A 15,278-nucleotide genomic window follows, 5' to 3' on the forward strand; every position below is an offset into this window, starting at 1 on the left:
CCACTCAACACGCGCACCAACCGCGCCCCGAACAACTCCACCGTGCCCGCGTCATACAGGTCCGTCGCGTACTCGATGAACCCGGACATCCCCGCCGGGCGGCCGTTCTCGTCGAAGGTTTCCGACAGACTCACGGTCACGTCGAACTTCGCCGTACCCGTGCCCACCGACTCCGTCCGCACACCGAGCCCCGGCAGCTCGAACCGGCCCTCCTCATTGTTCTGCAGCACCAACGCCACCTGGAACAACGGATGCCGGCCACCCGAACGCGCCGGATTCAACCGCTCCACCACCAGCTCGAACGGCACATCCTGATGCGCGAACGCCTCCAGACACCCCTCACGCACCCGCCCCAACAACTCACCGAACGACGGATCACCCGACACATCCGTCCGCACCACCAACGTGTTGACGAACAGGCCGACCAGGTCGTCCAGCCCCTCGTCCATCCGTCCCGCGACCGGCGAACCGACGACGATGTCCGATCCCGCACCCAGCCGCGAGAGCAATGCCGCCAGCGCGGCCTGCAACACCATGAACGGTGTCACGTCCGCCGACCGGGCCAGACCTCGCAGCCCGGCATGCAGGTCGGCACCGAGCTCCAGGGAGACCACTCCGCCTTCGTACGACGCCGAAGCGGGACGCGGCCGGTCCCCCGGCACCGTCACCTCCTCCGGCGCGCCTTCCAACTGGCCTGCCCAGTAGGCGAACTGACGGGCCATCTCGCTGCTCGGGTCGTCCACGTCCCCCAGTACCTCGTGCTGCCACACGGTGTAGTCCCCGTACTGCACCGGCAGCGCCGGCCATGCCGGGGCCTCGCCTCCCGAGCGGGCCGCGTACGCCGCCACCAGGTCCCGTGCCAGCGGGCCCGCCGACCACCCGTCCCCCGCGATGTGATGGAGCACGAGAAGCAGGACGGCGGCGTTCGGGTCGTCCTCGGTCCGGAAGAGCCACACCTGGGCCGGGATGTCGGCCGCGAGGTCGAAGGGGTGACGGGCCGCGGCGCGGATCTCCGCTTCGAGGCGGTCCTGGTCGACGGTGACGGTGCGCAGCGTCAGGTGTGCCCGGTCCGCGGGCAGGACGCGCTGGACGGGCCGGTCGGTGGTTTCGGAGAAGACGGTGCGCAGCGGTTCGTGCCGTACGACCAGATCGTTGATGGCGGCCTCCAGCGCGTCGTGGTCGACGTCGCCGGTGAGGCGGAGGGCGAGCGGCATGTTGTAGGTCGCCGAGGGGCCTTCGAGTTTGTGCAGGAACCACAGCCGCTGCTGGGCGTACGACAACGGCAGCGACTCCGGACGCGGACGCGCCTCCAGCGCCGGACGCACCTGTCCCGAATCCAGATGACGTACCAGCCTCGCGACGGTCGGCGCCTCGAACAGCACCCTCAGCGGCAGTTCGACGCCCATGACGCGACGGATCCTGCTCACCAGACGCGTCGCCAGCAGCGAGTGACCACCCAGGTCGAAGAAGCTGTCGTCCACCCCGACCGACGGCACCCCCAGGATGTCCCCGAACAGACCGCACAGCACGGCTTCGGTCTCGGTGCGGGGTGCGCGGGACACGCCGGTGCCGTCGTACTCGGGGGCGGGGAGCGCGGTGCGGTCGATCTTTCCGTTCGGTGTCAGCGGCAGCGTGTCCAGCATGACGGCGGCGGACGGCACGAGGTGGTCGGGGAGCACCCCCTGGAGGTCGGCGCGCAGTGACGCGGGGGTCACCTCGGCGCCGGGGGCGGGGACGGCGTAGGCGACGAGCCGCGTATCGCCCGTGGTGTGCGTGAGGGGCAGCACGACGGCCTGTGCCACCGCGGGGTGCCGCCGCAGCGCTTCCTCCGCCTCGCCCGGTTCCACCCGGAACCCGCGGATCTTCACCTGGTCGTCCACGCGGTGCAGGAACTCGAGTTGACCGTCCGTGTTCCAGCGGACGACGTCGCCGGTGCGGTACATCCGGCCGCCCGGCGCGTCGAACGGGCACGCCACGAACCGCTCCGCCGTGAGGCCCGGCAGCTCCACGTATCCGCGTGCGAGGCCGGGGCCGGTCACGTACAGCTCCCCTGCCGTGCCGGCGGGCACCGGGGCCAGCACGTCGTCCAGGACGAACACCCGGACCTCCGCCACCGGTGTCCCGATCGGGACCTGTGCGGGGCCGTCGTCGAGGGCGGTGAGCGGTTCGGTCAGGGTGGTGGCGACCGAGCACTCGGTGGTGCCGTAGCCGTTGACCAGCTCGTGGTCGGCGGACCACCGGCGCACGAGGTCGGGCGGGCAGCTCTCGCCGCCGATGTGCACCCGGCGCAGGTCGGGCAGCGTGGACTCGGTGCCGACGGGGAGGGTGGCGAGCACCGGGACCGGCAGGGTGACGTGGGTGATCTGTTCGTCGGCCAGCACGTCGGCGAGTTCCTCGCCGAGGAGACGGCTGTGTTCGGGGACGACGAGGGTGCCGCCCTGGGCGAAGGTGGTGAGCAGCTCCCAGATCGCCACGTCGAAGGTGGGGGGCGCCAGTTGGAGCACGCGGGAGCCGGTGTCGGTGGTCTGGTGCCGGGCGGCCGTGGCGACGAGGGCGGCGAAGCCCGTGTGCGGGACGCCGACCGGTTTCGGGGTGCCGGTGGAGCCCGAGGTGTGGATGACGTAGGCGAGGTCCGTCGGGAGCAGTGGCCGGGTCCGGTCGCCGTCGTGGGGCGTGGTGGCGGGACAGGCGGCGAGCGCGGCGCCGGTGGCGGGGGCGTCGAGCAGGAGCGGCCGGGCGTCACCGGGCGGCAGGCGGCGGGCGAGGTCGGCGTGGAGCAGGACGGCTTCGGGTCCGCTGTCCCGCAGGAGGCGGGCGAGGCGTTCGGTGGGCTGCTCAGGGTCCAGCGGGAGGTAGGCGGCGCCGGCCTTCGTGATGCCGAGGAGAGCGGCGATGTGTTCGGCGCCGCGCGGCAGGGCGACGGCGACCCGGTCGTCGGGTCCCAGGCCCTGGCCGATGAGCCACCAGGCGATGCGGTTGGCGCGCGCGTCGAGTTCGGCGTACGTCCAGGTGGTCGTGCCCGCGCTGACGGCCAGGGCCCGCGGGGTCAGCGCCGCGCGGGTCCCGAAGATGTCCGGCAGCGTGGTGGGGCCGGGTGCCGTCCCCTGGTGCCCGCTTCCGTCCGTGGACCGTCCGCTCGTGTTCGGCTCGTCAACGTATCGCATGATGAATTCTTCTGCCCCTGGGGTCCGAGTGGTGCGCGACGCGGCGGAGTTGTGGTGGCTGTGGAGGTGGCGGCGGGCGGGGATGTGGGAGGCGTCGGCGGCGGTGGCCGTCAGCCTCGCGCGACGGCGACGGGGAAGGACCTGAGACCGGCGATGCTCGGGTTCCGGTAGTACTGGAGGGGGCCGTCGGTCCTCTCCAGGACGGGGAACCGCCGCAGCAGCGCCGTCAGCGCGATCCGGATCTCGGTGCGGGCCAGGGGCGCGCCCAGGCAGTAGTGGACGCCTTGTCCGAAGCCGACGTGCTGGTTGTGCTGCCGGTGGATGTCGAAGCGCTCGGGGTCCTCGAACTGCCGCTCGTCGTGGTTGGCCGACAGTGCGGAGAGCGACACGAACTGCCCGGCGGGGATGGCGACTCCGCCGAGTTCGGTGTCACGTGTGGTCAGTCGCAGGCTGTTCGGCACCGCGGGGCGGTAGCGGACCGACTCCTCGACGGCGGCCGGTATCAGGCCCGCGTCCTGTCGTACGGCGGTCAGCGCGTCGGGGTGGCGCAGCAGCTCGAAGACGAGGCTGGCGAGTGAGCAGGCGGTGGTGACGTGCCCGCCGATGAGCAGCAGTTTGCCGATGTTGACCACCTCCTCCTCGGTGAGCCGTTCGCCGTCCACCTCGGCCTGCGCGAGCCTGCTGAAGAGGTCGTCCTCGGGGGCTCCGCGCCGTAGCCGGTAGTGCTCGCGCAGGTAGGCGAGCAGTTCGGCACCCGCCGCGTCGATCGCCTTGACGAGTTCCTCGCCGGCCAGGTCGCCCGCCTCGAAGGAGAGCAGCCGGTCCGCCCAGCCCCGCAGCAACTCCCGGTCCTCGAAGGGAAGCCCGATCAGTTCGGCGATCACCATGACCGGCAGGGGGTCGGCCAGATCGCGGGCCACGTCGATCTCGGGGTTGCCGTCCACGGCGTCCAGCAGGCGTTCCACGGTGGCCTCGATCTCCGGGGCGAGGCCGGCGACCGTCCGTTGGTTGAACGCCTTGCCGATCAGTGCTCGCAGCAGCCGGTGCCTCGGCGGGTCCATCTCGGTGAGCCGGCCCTGGCCCCAGGCATCTCCCTTGCCCCACTCGGCCGGGTAGGCCCGCCACAGTTCGGAGGAGTACGTGGCGTGGTCCAGGCTGGCGGTGACGACGTCGGCGTACCGGAGCACCATCCAGGCGCCGGTCGCGGGGTCCTGGTGGACGGGATGCTCGTCCCGCATGGCGCGGAACCAGTCCTGGAGCGCTTTTCCGTCGTCCTCGGAATAGGGCGGGGCAGGTGTCGCATTCCCCACGGTGGTTTCGGCGTTTGCTTGCTCTGGGCGCACGAAAGACTCCTTCTCCCGGCACGATGAAGGAAACAAGGCAAGTGACATTCGTCCCGAGACTCGATCACGGGCCTCACCGGTGTCAAGATTGCAGAATTTGAACAGCTGCCGCCGGAATACCGGTCGTGGACGTAAAAGCGCGTTCGTTTTCGGATTCCGGCTCCGCTGCTAACGTCGCCCCATGACTCTTCCCGAGAATCGGCCGTTCCGTTTCGGCGTCAATCTCGTCACGCCCGCGCCGCGGCGTGAATGGGCAGAAAAGTCCCGCAAGGTCGAGGACCTGGGATTCGATGTGCTGGGCGTGCCGGACCACCTGGGCGCGCCCGCCCCGTTCCCCGCCCTGGTGGCGGCGGCCGAGGCCACCGAGCGGATCCGGGTGACCACCTTCGTCCTCAACGCCGCGTTCCACAACCCGGTGCTGCTGGCCCGGGAGGCGGCCACGGCCGACCTGCTGACCGACGGCCGCCTGGAGGTGGGGCTGGCGGCCGGCTCCATCCGGCAGGGTACCGGTTCCGACGGGGTGCCCTTCCCGTCCGCCGGTGAGCGCGTCAGCCAACTGGAACGCACGGTCAAGGAGTTGCGCGGGCTGATGGTGAACCCCGATCACACACCGCGCCCGGTGCGGCCCGGCGGCCCGCCGCTGCTGGTGGCCGGTAACGGCGACCGGGTGCTGCGGCTGGCCGCCGAGCACGCCGACATCATCGGCTTCACCGGGATCTTCGCGGGGCGCGGGGACTTCCCGCAGCTGGCGAGCCCGGAAGAGCTGGGCGAGCGGGTGGCCCTGGTCCGCGAGCAGTTGGGCGCCCGGGTCGCGGAGGTGGAACTGAACCTGCTGGTGCAGCAGGTGATCGTCACGGACGATCCGCGGGGCACCGCCGAGGAGTGGGCGCGGCATCCGCTGGCCCACTTCACCCCCGAGCAGCTGCTCGCGACGCCGGCCTGGCTGATCGGGTCGCAGCGGGAGATCGCCGATCGGCTGACGGAGTACCGGGAGCGGTTCGGCCTCAGCTACATCGTGGTCCTGGAACCGTGGTTGGAGGCGTTCGCACCGGTCGTGGAGATGCTGAAGTGACGGTTCGGTCCAGGTGCCGGGCGGGCGGTCTCACCGCCCGCCCGGCCGGCCGTGCTTCACCGCCCGTCCGGCTCCGTACCATCCGGCTCCGTGCCGTCGCCGCCCGCCGCGAGCGCGTCCGCGGCGCGGCTGATCTTCTCCAGGGCCTCGTCGCGGAGCTCGAGGCCGTGCCGGTAGTAGGCGCCCTGGCTCTCCGGGTGCTCGTGGAGGACGTCGCGGACGGCGAGGAGACCGGCCGGCCGGACCGGTTCGAGACATGGCAGAGGGCCGCCGACGGTGCCGTTCAGCAGGTCGACGGTACGCCAGCCGAAGAAGTAGAAGGCGTCGGTGTACACCGACGCCCAGTCCCATCGCCGAAGGAAATCCTGACGTTCGTCGGCGGCGGTCTGCCGTTCGTCCGCCGATGTCCACGACGGATCCAGAACCGTCACGATGGATTCCATCAGCATGTCAAGCTGCCCGAAACGGGTATGGATTTCCGCCAGCACCCCCGACGGAACACGCCAGGGGGTGCCCGGCCTGTCCACCATTCCCGAATACCGCTTCCACGCGTCGACCACAGGCTCATACACGAGGCCCGATTATGGCACGCTGTCAGCGACGGGCGGCAGTCCTTTCGGCGGTCATTCCCGCCCGTCGAGGGCGTACCGCGCCGTCGGGTCCGTGTGCCGCAGTTCGGGCGAGAAGTACGCCTTGAGCCGGGGGCGGCCGGGACCCGGCCGCCAGGCCACGTAATTGTGGATGCCCCGGCCCGCGGCGGGCGGGCGGGACGCCACCTCGCGCAGCGCCCGTTCGTAGAGGCCGGAGGACCGGTCGCAGGCGGCCAGCGCCGCCTTCATCCGGCGGCGCACCGCCTCGTCGTCCGGGGCGTAGGTCCACATGGGGAGGTAGACGGTCGCCCCGCCGACCGTGGCGGGGCGCGCCCCGGTGAACGACAGGCAGGTGACCGGGGGCTGGGCGGAGAGGTCGGCGGCCGCCTCGGGCAGCATCGTCTCGCAGAACCGCCGCACGGGGGCGGCCGCGAAACCCGGGTACGGCGCCATCAGTTCGGCCAGGCCGTCGGCATCGGTGGCGTAGTGCCGGAAGTACAGCTTGACCCGCGCCGCGGGGTCCGCCGAGAGGTCGAGCGAGAACATCACCGGCCGGTCAAGACGCTCGCCCCGCGCCATGTGCGCGGTCACCGCGGGCCAGGCCGCGCCGAGCCCGACGGCGGCAAGACCCCGTTCGCACAGCTCCGCGGCCCGCTCAGGCCCGCCGACGGCCGGGTAGAACCAGACCTTGAACTGGGCGTCCCCCTGCCGTCGCACCTCTGCGCCGAACATCGCGACGTGCTCGGTGGCCGGCTTCTCGGGCAGATACAGGTCGGCGACCTGCGCCCACCGCCGCTCGTCCGTTCCGTACCGGCGGACCAGGCCGGCCATCGTGGCGCGGGCGGAGACGACCCGGTCCACCGGGCAGTCCCCGGGGCGCAGGGCCTCCACCGCGAACTGCAGCGCGGGGTCGTCGTCGAGGCCGATCGCGAACTCCATCGGCGACCCGTCGGACGACACGTCGGACTCGGCCAGTTGCGCGGCCGTGGCCGCGCCCCAGGAGCCCGTCATCGCGCCGAAGGCCTCCACGCACACACCGCTTCGGTCACCGAGGCCGAGGCCGGACGCCAGTCGGGCCAGGCGTGCCTCGCCCGCGGCCCTGGCCGAGGGGGCCGGCCGGGTGTCCGCCCCGCTGCTCCCGCTCACCATCTCCATCGCCGCCGATACTCCTTCGGGTCAGCCGAGTGCGAGCGGTAGCCGGGAGAGGCCGCGCAGCGTGCCGTTCGGCCGCACCACCGGTTCGCCCGCCGCGTGGACACCGGGGTGCCGCAGCAGGGCCCCGAGCGTCACATGCGCCTCGATCCGGGCGAGGTTGAGGCCGAGACAGGAATGCGCGCCTCGGCCGAAGCCCAGGTGGTTGTTGGGCTTGCGGTCCAGCCTCAGCGTGTCCGGGTCGGGGAACTGCGCGGGGTCCCGGTTGGCCGCGCCGATCAGCGCGGTCACCACCTGGCCGCTCCTCACGGTGACCCCGCCCAGCTCGGTGTCCTCGGTGCAGGCGCGGGCCAGTGCCTGCACCGGACCGACGTACCGGATCAGTTCCTCGACGGCGGTGTCGAGGCCCACGTCACCGCGTACCAGGGACTCCCACGCGCCGGGCGTGGCCAGCAGGGCCGCCAGGGCGTTGCCGAGGAAGCGGCTGGGTACCTCGAACCCCGCGTGGAAGAAGGCGCGTACGGAATTGACCAGTACGTCGTCGGCCTCGACGCCGGAACCGGGCAGGCGGCGCACCACCTCGGGCAGGACACCGTGCGGGCCGGGGTCGGCGAGCCAGGTGCGGACCAGGTCGTTGAAGTGGGCGCGGGCGCGCAGTCCGGGTTCCTCCGCGTCGGGGTCGAGCTGCGCGTCCATGCTGTGGTCGAGGTCGTCGTTGAAGCGGGCGAACGCCTCGTCGGTCTCGGGCGGTTCGACGCCGATGAACCGGGTGATGGCCCGCAGGGTGAACACGTCCGCGTAGTCGTGGATGAAGTCGAAGGACGGCCGGCCTGCCAGCTCGTCGAGCAGCTGGTCGGCGAACGCGCCGAGTTCCTTGCGCAGCGCGTCGAGGTCCTGTGCGCGGACCGCGTCGAGGGCGAGGTGGCGCAGCGGGGTCTGGTCGGGCGGGTCGAGGGTCTGCAGGCTGAGCAGGGTCGGCGGGGTCGGGATGCCGATCTTCCGGAAGTCGGTGCTGAACCGAGCGGAGTCGCGCAGGATCGCCGTGCAGTCGGCGTGCCGGGTCATCAGCCAGGAGTCGATGCCCGCGTGCCAGTAGACCGGCTGGGCTTCGCGCAGCCGCCGGTAGACCGGGTAGGGGTCGGCGAGCACCGCGGGGTCGAGGGGGCTGAACAGGGGGTCGGTGGCCTCAGGGGCGGACGATACGGTCACGGCTGTCTCCGGTGTCGGCGCCGACGCTGACGGGCGGCTGTGGGTCCGGTCCGTGGGCCTCGCCGGCGGTCGTCGGAGCGTGTCCGGTGACCGGGCAGCGGCCGGGGGCCGGTGCTTGCAGGAACGCGGGCGACGACTCGTGGTCGTCGTAGTAGCGGTGGAAGACGGGGGTCACTCCGCCCGAGAGCGGGGGCACGATCCAGGACCAGTCGGCGGGCACGCTGCGGCCGGCCTTCTCCTCGCGGCGCAGGTGGCGCAGGAACCGCTCCGACTCGGTGTGGTGGTCGGTGATGGTGATGCCGTCCCGCTCGAACGACCAGAGCACCGCCACGTTCAGCTCGACCAGCGCCCGGTCCTTCCACAGGGTCCTGTCACTGGTGCGGTCCAGGCCCAGCCGGTCGGCGATCTCGGGCAGCAGGTCGTAGCGCTGGGTGTCGACGAGGTTGCGGGCGCCGATCTCCGTGCCCATGTACCAGCCGTTGAAGGGGGCGGCGCCGTACCGTACGCCGCCGATCTCCAGCACCATGTCGGAGATGACGGGCAGCGCGTGCCAGCGCAGATCGAGGTCGGCGAACCAGTCGTGGTCGGGGTGGCGCAGCGGGACCTCCCGCACGGCGTCGGGCGGGAGGTCGAAGAGCCGGGCCGCTTTGCCCGGCTCCTCGACGAGCAGCGGCAGGACGTCGAAGCGGGTGCCCGGGCCGCCGGGCCAGCCGAGGGCGCGGACGCGGTCGGTGAGGTCGGCGGACGCGGGGTCGCCGGTGACGCGGCCGCCGGGGCCGCGGTAGCCGGCGTAGCGGATGAGCTGGGGGTTGTGGATGCGCGGTCCCGTGCCGTCGGGTCCGTCGGCCGCGAAGACGCTGATCGTGGGGCGGATCCGGCCGCCGTTGAAGGCCAGTCGCAGGTGTGCGACGCACTCGCGGTGGATGTCCTCGGCCGTCCGCAGGTGTCGCAGGTCGCGTACGACGAGGCCGGGCCAGTACAGGCGGCCGATGCAGCGCCTGCTGTTGCGCCAGGCGATCTTGGCGCCGAAGGCCAGTTCGCCGGCGGTGTGCACGTAGGTGCCGCTCTGGCGGATCTCGCGGCGGATCTCGGCCATGCGGTCGGCCGGCGGGCGGTCGACGGCGTTCTCCGAGCTGTACAGCCGGATGAACTCATCGGCGCGTGCGATCAAGCCCGGCATGTCGAGATCTGCTGTGTCGGTGTCTGCGGGCCTTGCCATGCGCAACCCCCGTCAACGGAGCCGTAGCCCGGCAGGTCTGACCATGCCGGGCTACGGCCGTACGTTCTCATCTCTGCTTTCAGTGCAGGTAACGCATATCGGTTCACCTCCCCGCATGGTCCGCTTTTCCACGGCACCTCCCCGCACTCTCGAATATCTCGGGAGTGCTGCAATCAATTGCTTTTCGGGAGGCGGGAAATTCGGGCAGTCGTCAATCTATGGTTCGGCCCGACTGCCGTCAACAAAGCACTTGAACACCCGGGCAATGCGTCATGGGCCAAATGCTTCGTCGAGTGATTTCGCAAGCCGATTTCCGCGGAGGACTCGGAGGCGGAGGGCTCAGAGGGTGACCGGGAGCGCGGTGAGGTGCCAGCTGCCGGGGTTGGGCAGCCGCGGCACCTCCTTGGGCGGGACGGCGAGCGCGAGGTCGGGGAAGCGGCTCAGCAGGGCCTCGAGCGCCACCTCCGCCTCGACGGCGGCCAGGGAGGCGCCGATGCAGTAGTGCGCGCCGTGGCCGAAGCCGAACTGGACCGCGGCGCCGGCGGGCCGGGTGATGTCGAGCGTGTCGGGATCGTCGAAGACGCGGGGGTCGCGGTTGGCGGAGGCGATCACCGCCACCACGGAGTCCCCGGCGCGCAGCTGCGCGCCGCACAGCTCGAAGTCCTCCAGGACGTAGCGGATGGCGGTCAGCAGCAGCGGGGGCCGCCACCGCATCAGCTCCTCCACGGCCCGGGGCATCAGGGACGGGTCGGCGCGCAGGGCGGCGAGCTGTTCCGGATGTGAGAGGAGGGCCACCACGGAGTTGGCGATGAAGTTCGCGAGATTGTCCTGACCTGCGAAGACGGTATGCCACACCATGGTGACCAGCTCGGTGTCGCTGATCCGGTCCGCGTCCTCGGCCTGGGCCCGCAGAAGGTCGGAGACCAGGTCGTCGCCGGGCTCTTCACGTCGTAGTCCGATGACCCGTTTGGCGCCCTCGATGGCATCGCGCAGGGCCTCGTCGTACGTCTGGCCTCCGGAGCTGATCCGGGCGACGTAGGCGCGCCACAGGGACCGGTCCGCCTCGGGGATGCCCATGACGTCGCCGACCACGAAGGTGGGCAGCGGCTGGGCGAAGTGTTTCAGGAGGTCGACGGTGCCCTCTTCGGCGAGGCCGGGCAGGGTGTCGAGCAGCCGGTCGGCGCTCTGCCGGATCATGTCGCGGCGGGCGGCCGCGCGACGGGCGGTGAAGGCCCGTACGGCGAGCTTGCGCAGCCGGCCGTGGTCGACGCCGTCCATGTGCGACATGGTCAGCATGTAGGGACGTACGTCGTCCGGGATCCGCTGGTTCCAGCTGTCGGCGGTCATGGCGAGGCGCGGGTCGCTCAGCATGGCCTTGGCGTCGCTGTGGCGGGTGACCGCCCATATCGATCCGAATCCCGGCGCCATGAGGCGCACTATGGGGGTCTGTTCCCTTGCCCTCCCATAGGCGGAAATCGGATCGCTGAGTACCTCGGGGTCGACCATCGCGATCTCGGGGACGTCGACCCGGGAATTCTCACTGTTGAGCACGGCGCTCCCCCAATAAAATTCGGACGATTTCCGGTGCGGTGGGGACGATGCTATCCACGGTCTCCACCGGCGGCAAACGTTCAAAAATTACGAGGGGAACGCCGTTTTGACGGGCCGAATCGAAGCCCGCTCCCTTTATTCGCTCTTGTTGTAGCGCAGCAGGCTGAGCGGTACGAACACGATCAGCAGCACCGCGCAGGAGATGAGGGCGGGAGTGAGGTCGGCCGTGCCGTCACCGTTCATGAGGGAGCGGCTCGCGGTGACCACGTACCCGATGGGGTTGATGTCGACGAACGCCTCCAGCCAGCCGGGCATGGTGGTCGGCTCGGCGAAGATGTTGCTGGCGAAGGTCAGGAGCGACAGCAGCAGCATGCCGAGCGCGGAGACAGCCTGCGGGGTGCGCAGCACCAGGCCGAGGAACGTCCAGATCCATGAGACGCAGAAGCCGAAGAGGACGGCGAGGAGCACGCCGCCGATGACGCCGAGCAGTCCGCCGTCGGGCCGGAAGCCCAGTGCGAGCCCGACGGCGACCACGACGGCCGACGAGATCAGATAGCGCACCACGTCGCCGATCAGGGCGCCGGTCAGCGGGGACGGCCGCCAGATCGGCATCGACTTGAAGCGGTCGAAGATGCCCTGTTGGAGGTCGCTGGTGAGGGCCACACCGGTCTGTGTGGAGATGAACAGCACGCCCTGCACGAGGATGCCGGGCAGCAGGAACTGGAGGTACTCGCGGCTGCTGCCGGAGATCGCGCCGCCGAAGAGGTAGGTGAAGATCAGCGTGAACATCACCGGGGTGATGGTCGCGTTGAACAGCTGTCCCGGTGAGCGCTTGATCTTCACCAGCGCCCGCCAGCCCATCGTGAGCGACGTGGACAGCGCCCCGGGGCGCTGCTGGGGGCGGGTGTCCTCGCCGAGGACCCGCAGCAGCCTCTCCTCCGCCTCGATCGGGCGCGCGGCGGTCGTCATCGGCTCTCCTCGTTCGTGGCGGGCTTGCGGCCGGACTTGCGGCCCGGCTTGCGGGCGGCGGGCACCTCGGAGGTGGGGGGCCGCCCGGTCAGCGCGAGGAACACCTCGTCGAGGCTCGGGCGGTCCATGGCGAAGTCGTCGACCTCGACGGTGCGGGTGAGTTCGCCCAGGGCGCGCGCCACGCTTCGGGGATCGGTGCCCCGCGCGGTGAGCTGGGCCGGGCCGGTGGTCTCGGCGGGGACACCCAGGGCGCCGACGAGGATGCGGCTCGCCTCCGGCAGATCGTCGGGATCCGTCAGTTCGACGCGCAGTGAGCCGCGGCCCACCGAGGACTTCAGCTCACCGGGGGTGCCCTCGGCGACCAGCTTGCCGTGGTCGATGACCGCGACGCGCTGCGCGAGCTGGTCGGCCTCTTCCAGGTACTGGGTGGTGAGCAGGACGGTCGTGCCTCGCTCGACGGTCGCCCGGATGATGGCCCAGACCTCGTTGCGGCTGCGGGGGTCGAGTCCCGTGGTCGGCTCGTCGAGGAACATCAGCTGAGGCCGGACGATGAGCCCGGCGGCCACGTCCAGCCGGCGGCGCATTCCGCCGGAGTAGCCGCGGGCCGGGCGGTCGGCGGCTTCGACCAGGTCGAATGCCTCCAGCAGGTCGCGTGCGCGCTCCCGGGCGGCCGTGGAGCGGTATCCGTGCAGCCGGGCGAGCAGCAGCAGGTTCTCCATGCCCGTGAGGTCGTTGTCGACGCTGGCGAACTGGCCGGTGAGGCTGACTCGTTCCCGTACGCGGTTCGCTTCGCGGACGACGTCGTGACCGAAGACCCGGGCGCTGCCCGCGTCGGGCGCGAGCAGTGTCGCCAGGATGCGCAGGGTCGTGGTCTTGCCCGCGCCGTTGGGTCCGAGGACTCCGTAGACGGCGCCGGCCGGGACGGACAGGTCGAGGCCGTCGACGGCCTTGGTGGTCCCGAAGGACTTCACCATGCCGACGGTCTCGACCGCGAGTTCAGTGCTCACATTCACCCTTGGGGTCGCTTGCGGCTGGGGTCTGGGGCCGTGACGGTGGGGTCGGGCCCGGGCTCTGGGTGCCGCGTCCGGCCCGCTTCTGCGCCGCCTGGGGGGACCGGAGGCCGAGGCCGTAGGCGATGTCCTGCCAGGTCAGGCCGATGTCCCTGGCGACGAACAGCAGGCTCGCCTCCAGTACGTCCAAGTCGGCGCGGGCGCGCGGGAGCAACGTCAGGGCCGCCATGATGTCGGTCCTGTCCACCTCGGGCGCGTCGGCGGAACGCCCGCCGCCGGCGGCCCGGGAGGCGATGAGATGGACGGCCTCCTGAGCGGTGAGACGGGCCGGCGGGTCGGTCGGCCCCGGCCGCTCGGCGTCGGCCAGGCGCTCGACCACGTGCCGCAGCGCCACATGCTCCCGGCGGGCACGGGCATGGTCGGGATCTTCGGCACGGTCCAGGGCGTTCTGCCCCTCCGCATGATCGGTCATGGAAGGAGCCTGGCAATTTCAACCAGCGGTTGTCAACCAGAAGTTGAAAACCGGCGGGTGAAGTCACCGGAACGGAGGACACGTACCGCATGGGGCCGGACGGCTTCGTCCCTCGGATCCGCAGCGTGCCTCCTCAACCGAGCGGCGTCGGCCGGACGGCGCCGCCCGCGTCGACGGGGGCGAACCGTGCCGCCGCGGCCAGGAAGGCGTCGTTCTCGGTGGCCGTGCCGACCGTCACCCGTACCCCCTCGCCGGGGAAGGCCTTGACCAGGATCCGCTGCTCGCGGCAGTGCGCGGCGAAGGTCTCCGCGGCCGGACCGGCGGGCAGCCACAGGAAGTTCGCGCCGCTGACCGGCACGTCCCAGCCCGCGTCGAGCAGAGCGGCCCGGACCCGCTCCCGCTCCTCGGTGAGGTGCCGGCAGCGCTCCCGCACTTCCCGCTCGCAGTCCAGCGCGGCGACCGCGGCTCGCTGGGCGAGGGTGCCGACCGCGTACGGGACCGCGACCCGGCCCAGCAGTTCGGCCACCGGCGGGGCGGACAGGCAGTAGCCGATCCGCAACCCGGCCAGCCCGTAGGCTTTGGAGAAGGTACGTAGCGCGACCACGTTGGTACGCCCCTGCCGCAACAGGTCGCGCACCAGGCCGAACCCGTCGAGCGGGTCGGCCTCCTGCTCGGTGAACTCCGTGTACGCCTCGTCGAGGACCACCAGGACGTCCGGCGGCACCTCGGCGAGGAAGCGCTCCACGGCCGACCGGGACACGGACGTCCCGGTCGGGTTGTTGGGCGAGCACACGAAGACCAGCCGTGTGCGGTCGGAGATCGCCGCGGCCATCGCCGGCAGGTCGAGGGCGTGCCCCGCGGTCAGCGGGACCCGGCGCACCACCGCGCCCGCCGTCCCGGCGATGGCCGGATAGACCTCGAACGAGCGCCAGGGGACGATCACTTCGTCGCCCGCCGCACAGGTGATCTGGACCAACTGCGCGCACAGGCCCACCGACCCCGGCCCCAGGCAGAGGGTGGCGGGCGGCACTCCATGGCGCTCGGCAAGCCGGGCGGTGAGGTCGGCGGACGAGTTGTCGGGGTAGCGGTTCAGCCCGTGGACCGCGCCGGACAGCGCGGCCTGCACGGCGGCGGGCGGCTCGAACGGCGATTCGTTGCAGTCCAGGCCGATCGTTCCGGGTTCGGCGGTCCTTCCCCGGAAGAGCGGCAGGCCGTCCAGATCCGTTCGGACCCGCGGCCGGGCCGCGGGCGGACGGTCCGGGCCGGACGGGGCGGTCATTCGGTGCGGTCCTCGGCACCGGCCGCCGCGCTCATCGCGTCCACCAGGCTCTTGGGACGCATGTCCGTCCAGTGCTGGTCTATGTAGTCCAGGCACTCGGTCCTCGGGGCCTCACCGAACACCGTGTGCCAGCCGTCGGGAATGTCGACGATCACCGGCCACAGCGAATACTGAAGTTCGTCGTTGATCAGTACGACGTACGCGGCGTTTTCGTCCTCGAACGGATTCGACATCGCCTCTCCGATTCT

General features: G+C 71.3%; 13 protein-coding genes. 1 reads left to right on the forward strand and 12 read right to left on the reverse strand.

Going from position 1 to position 15,278, the window contains the following annotated elements; genetic code table 11:
• Together ACP4J0_RS28235 and ACP4J0_RS28240 are read right to left on the reverse strand one after the other, a co-directional pair.
• Nucleotides 1–3,164: amino acid adenylation domain-containing protein (locus ACP4J0_RS28235; RefSeq protein WP_426601542.1), on the reverse strand; the 3,164-nt coding region annotated here is incomplete at its 3' end.
• Nucleotides 3,165–3,274: 110 nt separating this feature from the next.
• Nucleotides 3,275–4,507: a cytochrome P450 gene (locus ACP4J0_RS28240; RefSeq protein WP_426601543.1), complete on the reverse strand. Its 1,233-nt coding sequence runs from the start codon at nt 4,505–4,507 to the stop codon at nt 3,275–3,277.
• 181 nt (nt 4,508–4,688) lie between these two features.
• Between ACP4J0_RS28240 and ACP4J0_RS28245 the strand changes: the two genes are divergently transcribed.
• On the forward strand, nt 4,689–5,579 hold the full coding sequence (locus ACP4J0_RS28245; protein ID WP_426601544.1) for a TIGR03621 family F420-dependent LLM class oxidoreductase: 891 nt from the start codon (nt 4,689–4,691) through the stop codon (nt 5,577–5,579).
• Between the two features lie 56 nt (nt 5,580–5,635).
• Here the strand turns inward: ACP4J0_RS28245 and ACP4J0_RS28250 are convergent, their stop codons facing one another.
• The 10 genes from ACP4J0_RS28250 to ACP4J0_RS28295 all read right to left on the reverse strand — a co-directional run bounded on the left by ACP4J0_RS28250 (nt 5,636) and on the right by ACP4J0_RS28295 (nt 15,263).
• On the reverse strand, nt 5,636–6,010 hold the full coding sequence (locus tag ACP4J0_RS28250) for a hypothetical protein (protein ID WP_426601545.1): 375 nt from the start codon (nt 6,008–6,010) through the stop codon (nt 5,636–5,638).
• A gap of 192 nt (nt 6,011–6,202) precedes the next feature.
• Entirely contained in the window at nt 6,203–7,324 is a 1,122-nt protein-coding gene (locus tag ACP4J0_RS28255; RefSeq protein WP_426601546.1) for a tryptophan dimethylallyltransferase family protein, read from the reverse strand.
• Between the two features lie 21 nt (nt 7,325–7,345).
• A complete protein-coding gene (locus ACP4J0_RS28260; RefSeq protein ID WP_426601547.1) occupies nt 7,346–8,530 on the reverse strand; it encodes a cytochrome P450 in 1,185 nt (394 codons plus the stop codon).
• Complete coding sequence (locus tag ACP4J0_RS28265; protein WP_426601548.1) at nt 8,508–9,749, reverse strand: nitric oxide synthase oxygenase; 1,242 nt, start codon at nt 9,747–9,749, stop codon at nt 8,508–8,510. Before ACP4J0_RS28265 ends, ACP4J0_RS28260 begins: the two co-directional genes overlap by 23 nt.
• Before the next feature lie 339 nt (nt 9,750–10,088).
• Nucleotides 10,089–11,177: a cytochrome P450 gene (locus ACP4J0_RS28270; RefSeq protein ID WP_426601549.1), complete on the reverse strand. Its 1,089-nt coding sequence runs from the start codon at nt 11,175–11,177 to the stop codon at nt 10,089–10,091.
• Between the two features lie 258 nt (nt 11,178–11,435).
• On the reverse strand, nt 11,436–12,269 hold the full coding sequence (locus tag ACP4J0_RS28275) for an ABC transporter permease (RefSeq protein WP_426601550.1): 834 nt from the start codon (nt 12,267–12,269) through the stop codon (nt 11,436–11,438).
• Nucleotides 12,266–13,276: an ATP-binding cassette domain-containing protein gene (locus ACP4J0_RS28280; protein WP_426601551.1), complete on the reverse strand. Its 1,011-nt coding sequence runs from the start codon at nt 13,274–13,276 to the stop codon at nt 12,266–12,268. Before ACP4J0_RS28280 ends, ACP4J0_RS28275 begins: the two co-directional genes overlap by 4 nt.
• Nucleotides 13,266–13,751, reverse strand: a complete 486-nt coding sequence (locus ACP4J0_RS28285; RefSeq protein WP_426601552.1) for a DNA-binding protein — start codon at nt 13,749–13,751, stop codon at nt 13,266–13,268. The genes ACP4J0_RS28280 and ACP4J0_RS28285 overlap by 11 nt, the downstream gene beginning before the upstream one ends.
• 133 nt (nt 13,752–13,884) lie before the next feature.
• Complete coding sequence (locus ACP4J0_RS28290; protein ID WP_426601553.1) at nt 13,885–15,030, reverse strand: histidinol-phosphate transaminase; 1,146 nt, start codon at nt 15,028–15,030, stop codon at nt 13,885–13,887.
• Nucleotides 15,027–15,263: an MbtH family protein gene (locus tag ACP4J0_RS28295; RefSeq protein ID WP_426601554.1), complete on the reverse strand. Its 237-nt coding sequence runs from the start codon at nt 15,261–15,263 to the stop codon at nt 15,027–15,029. Before ACP4J0_RS28295 ends, ACP4J0_RS28290 begins: the two co-directional genes overlap by 4 nt.
• Nucleotides 15,264–15,278 lie beyond the last annotated feature (15 nt).

It is taken from the genome of Streptomyces sp. WG7, assembly GCF_049975785.1.
Lineage (GTDB): Bacteria > Actinomycetota > Actinomycetes > Streptomycetales > Streptomycetaceae > Streptomyces.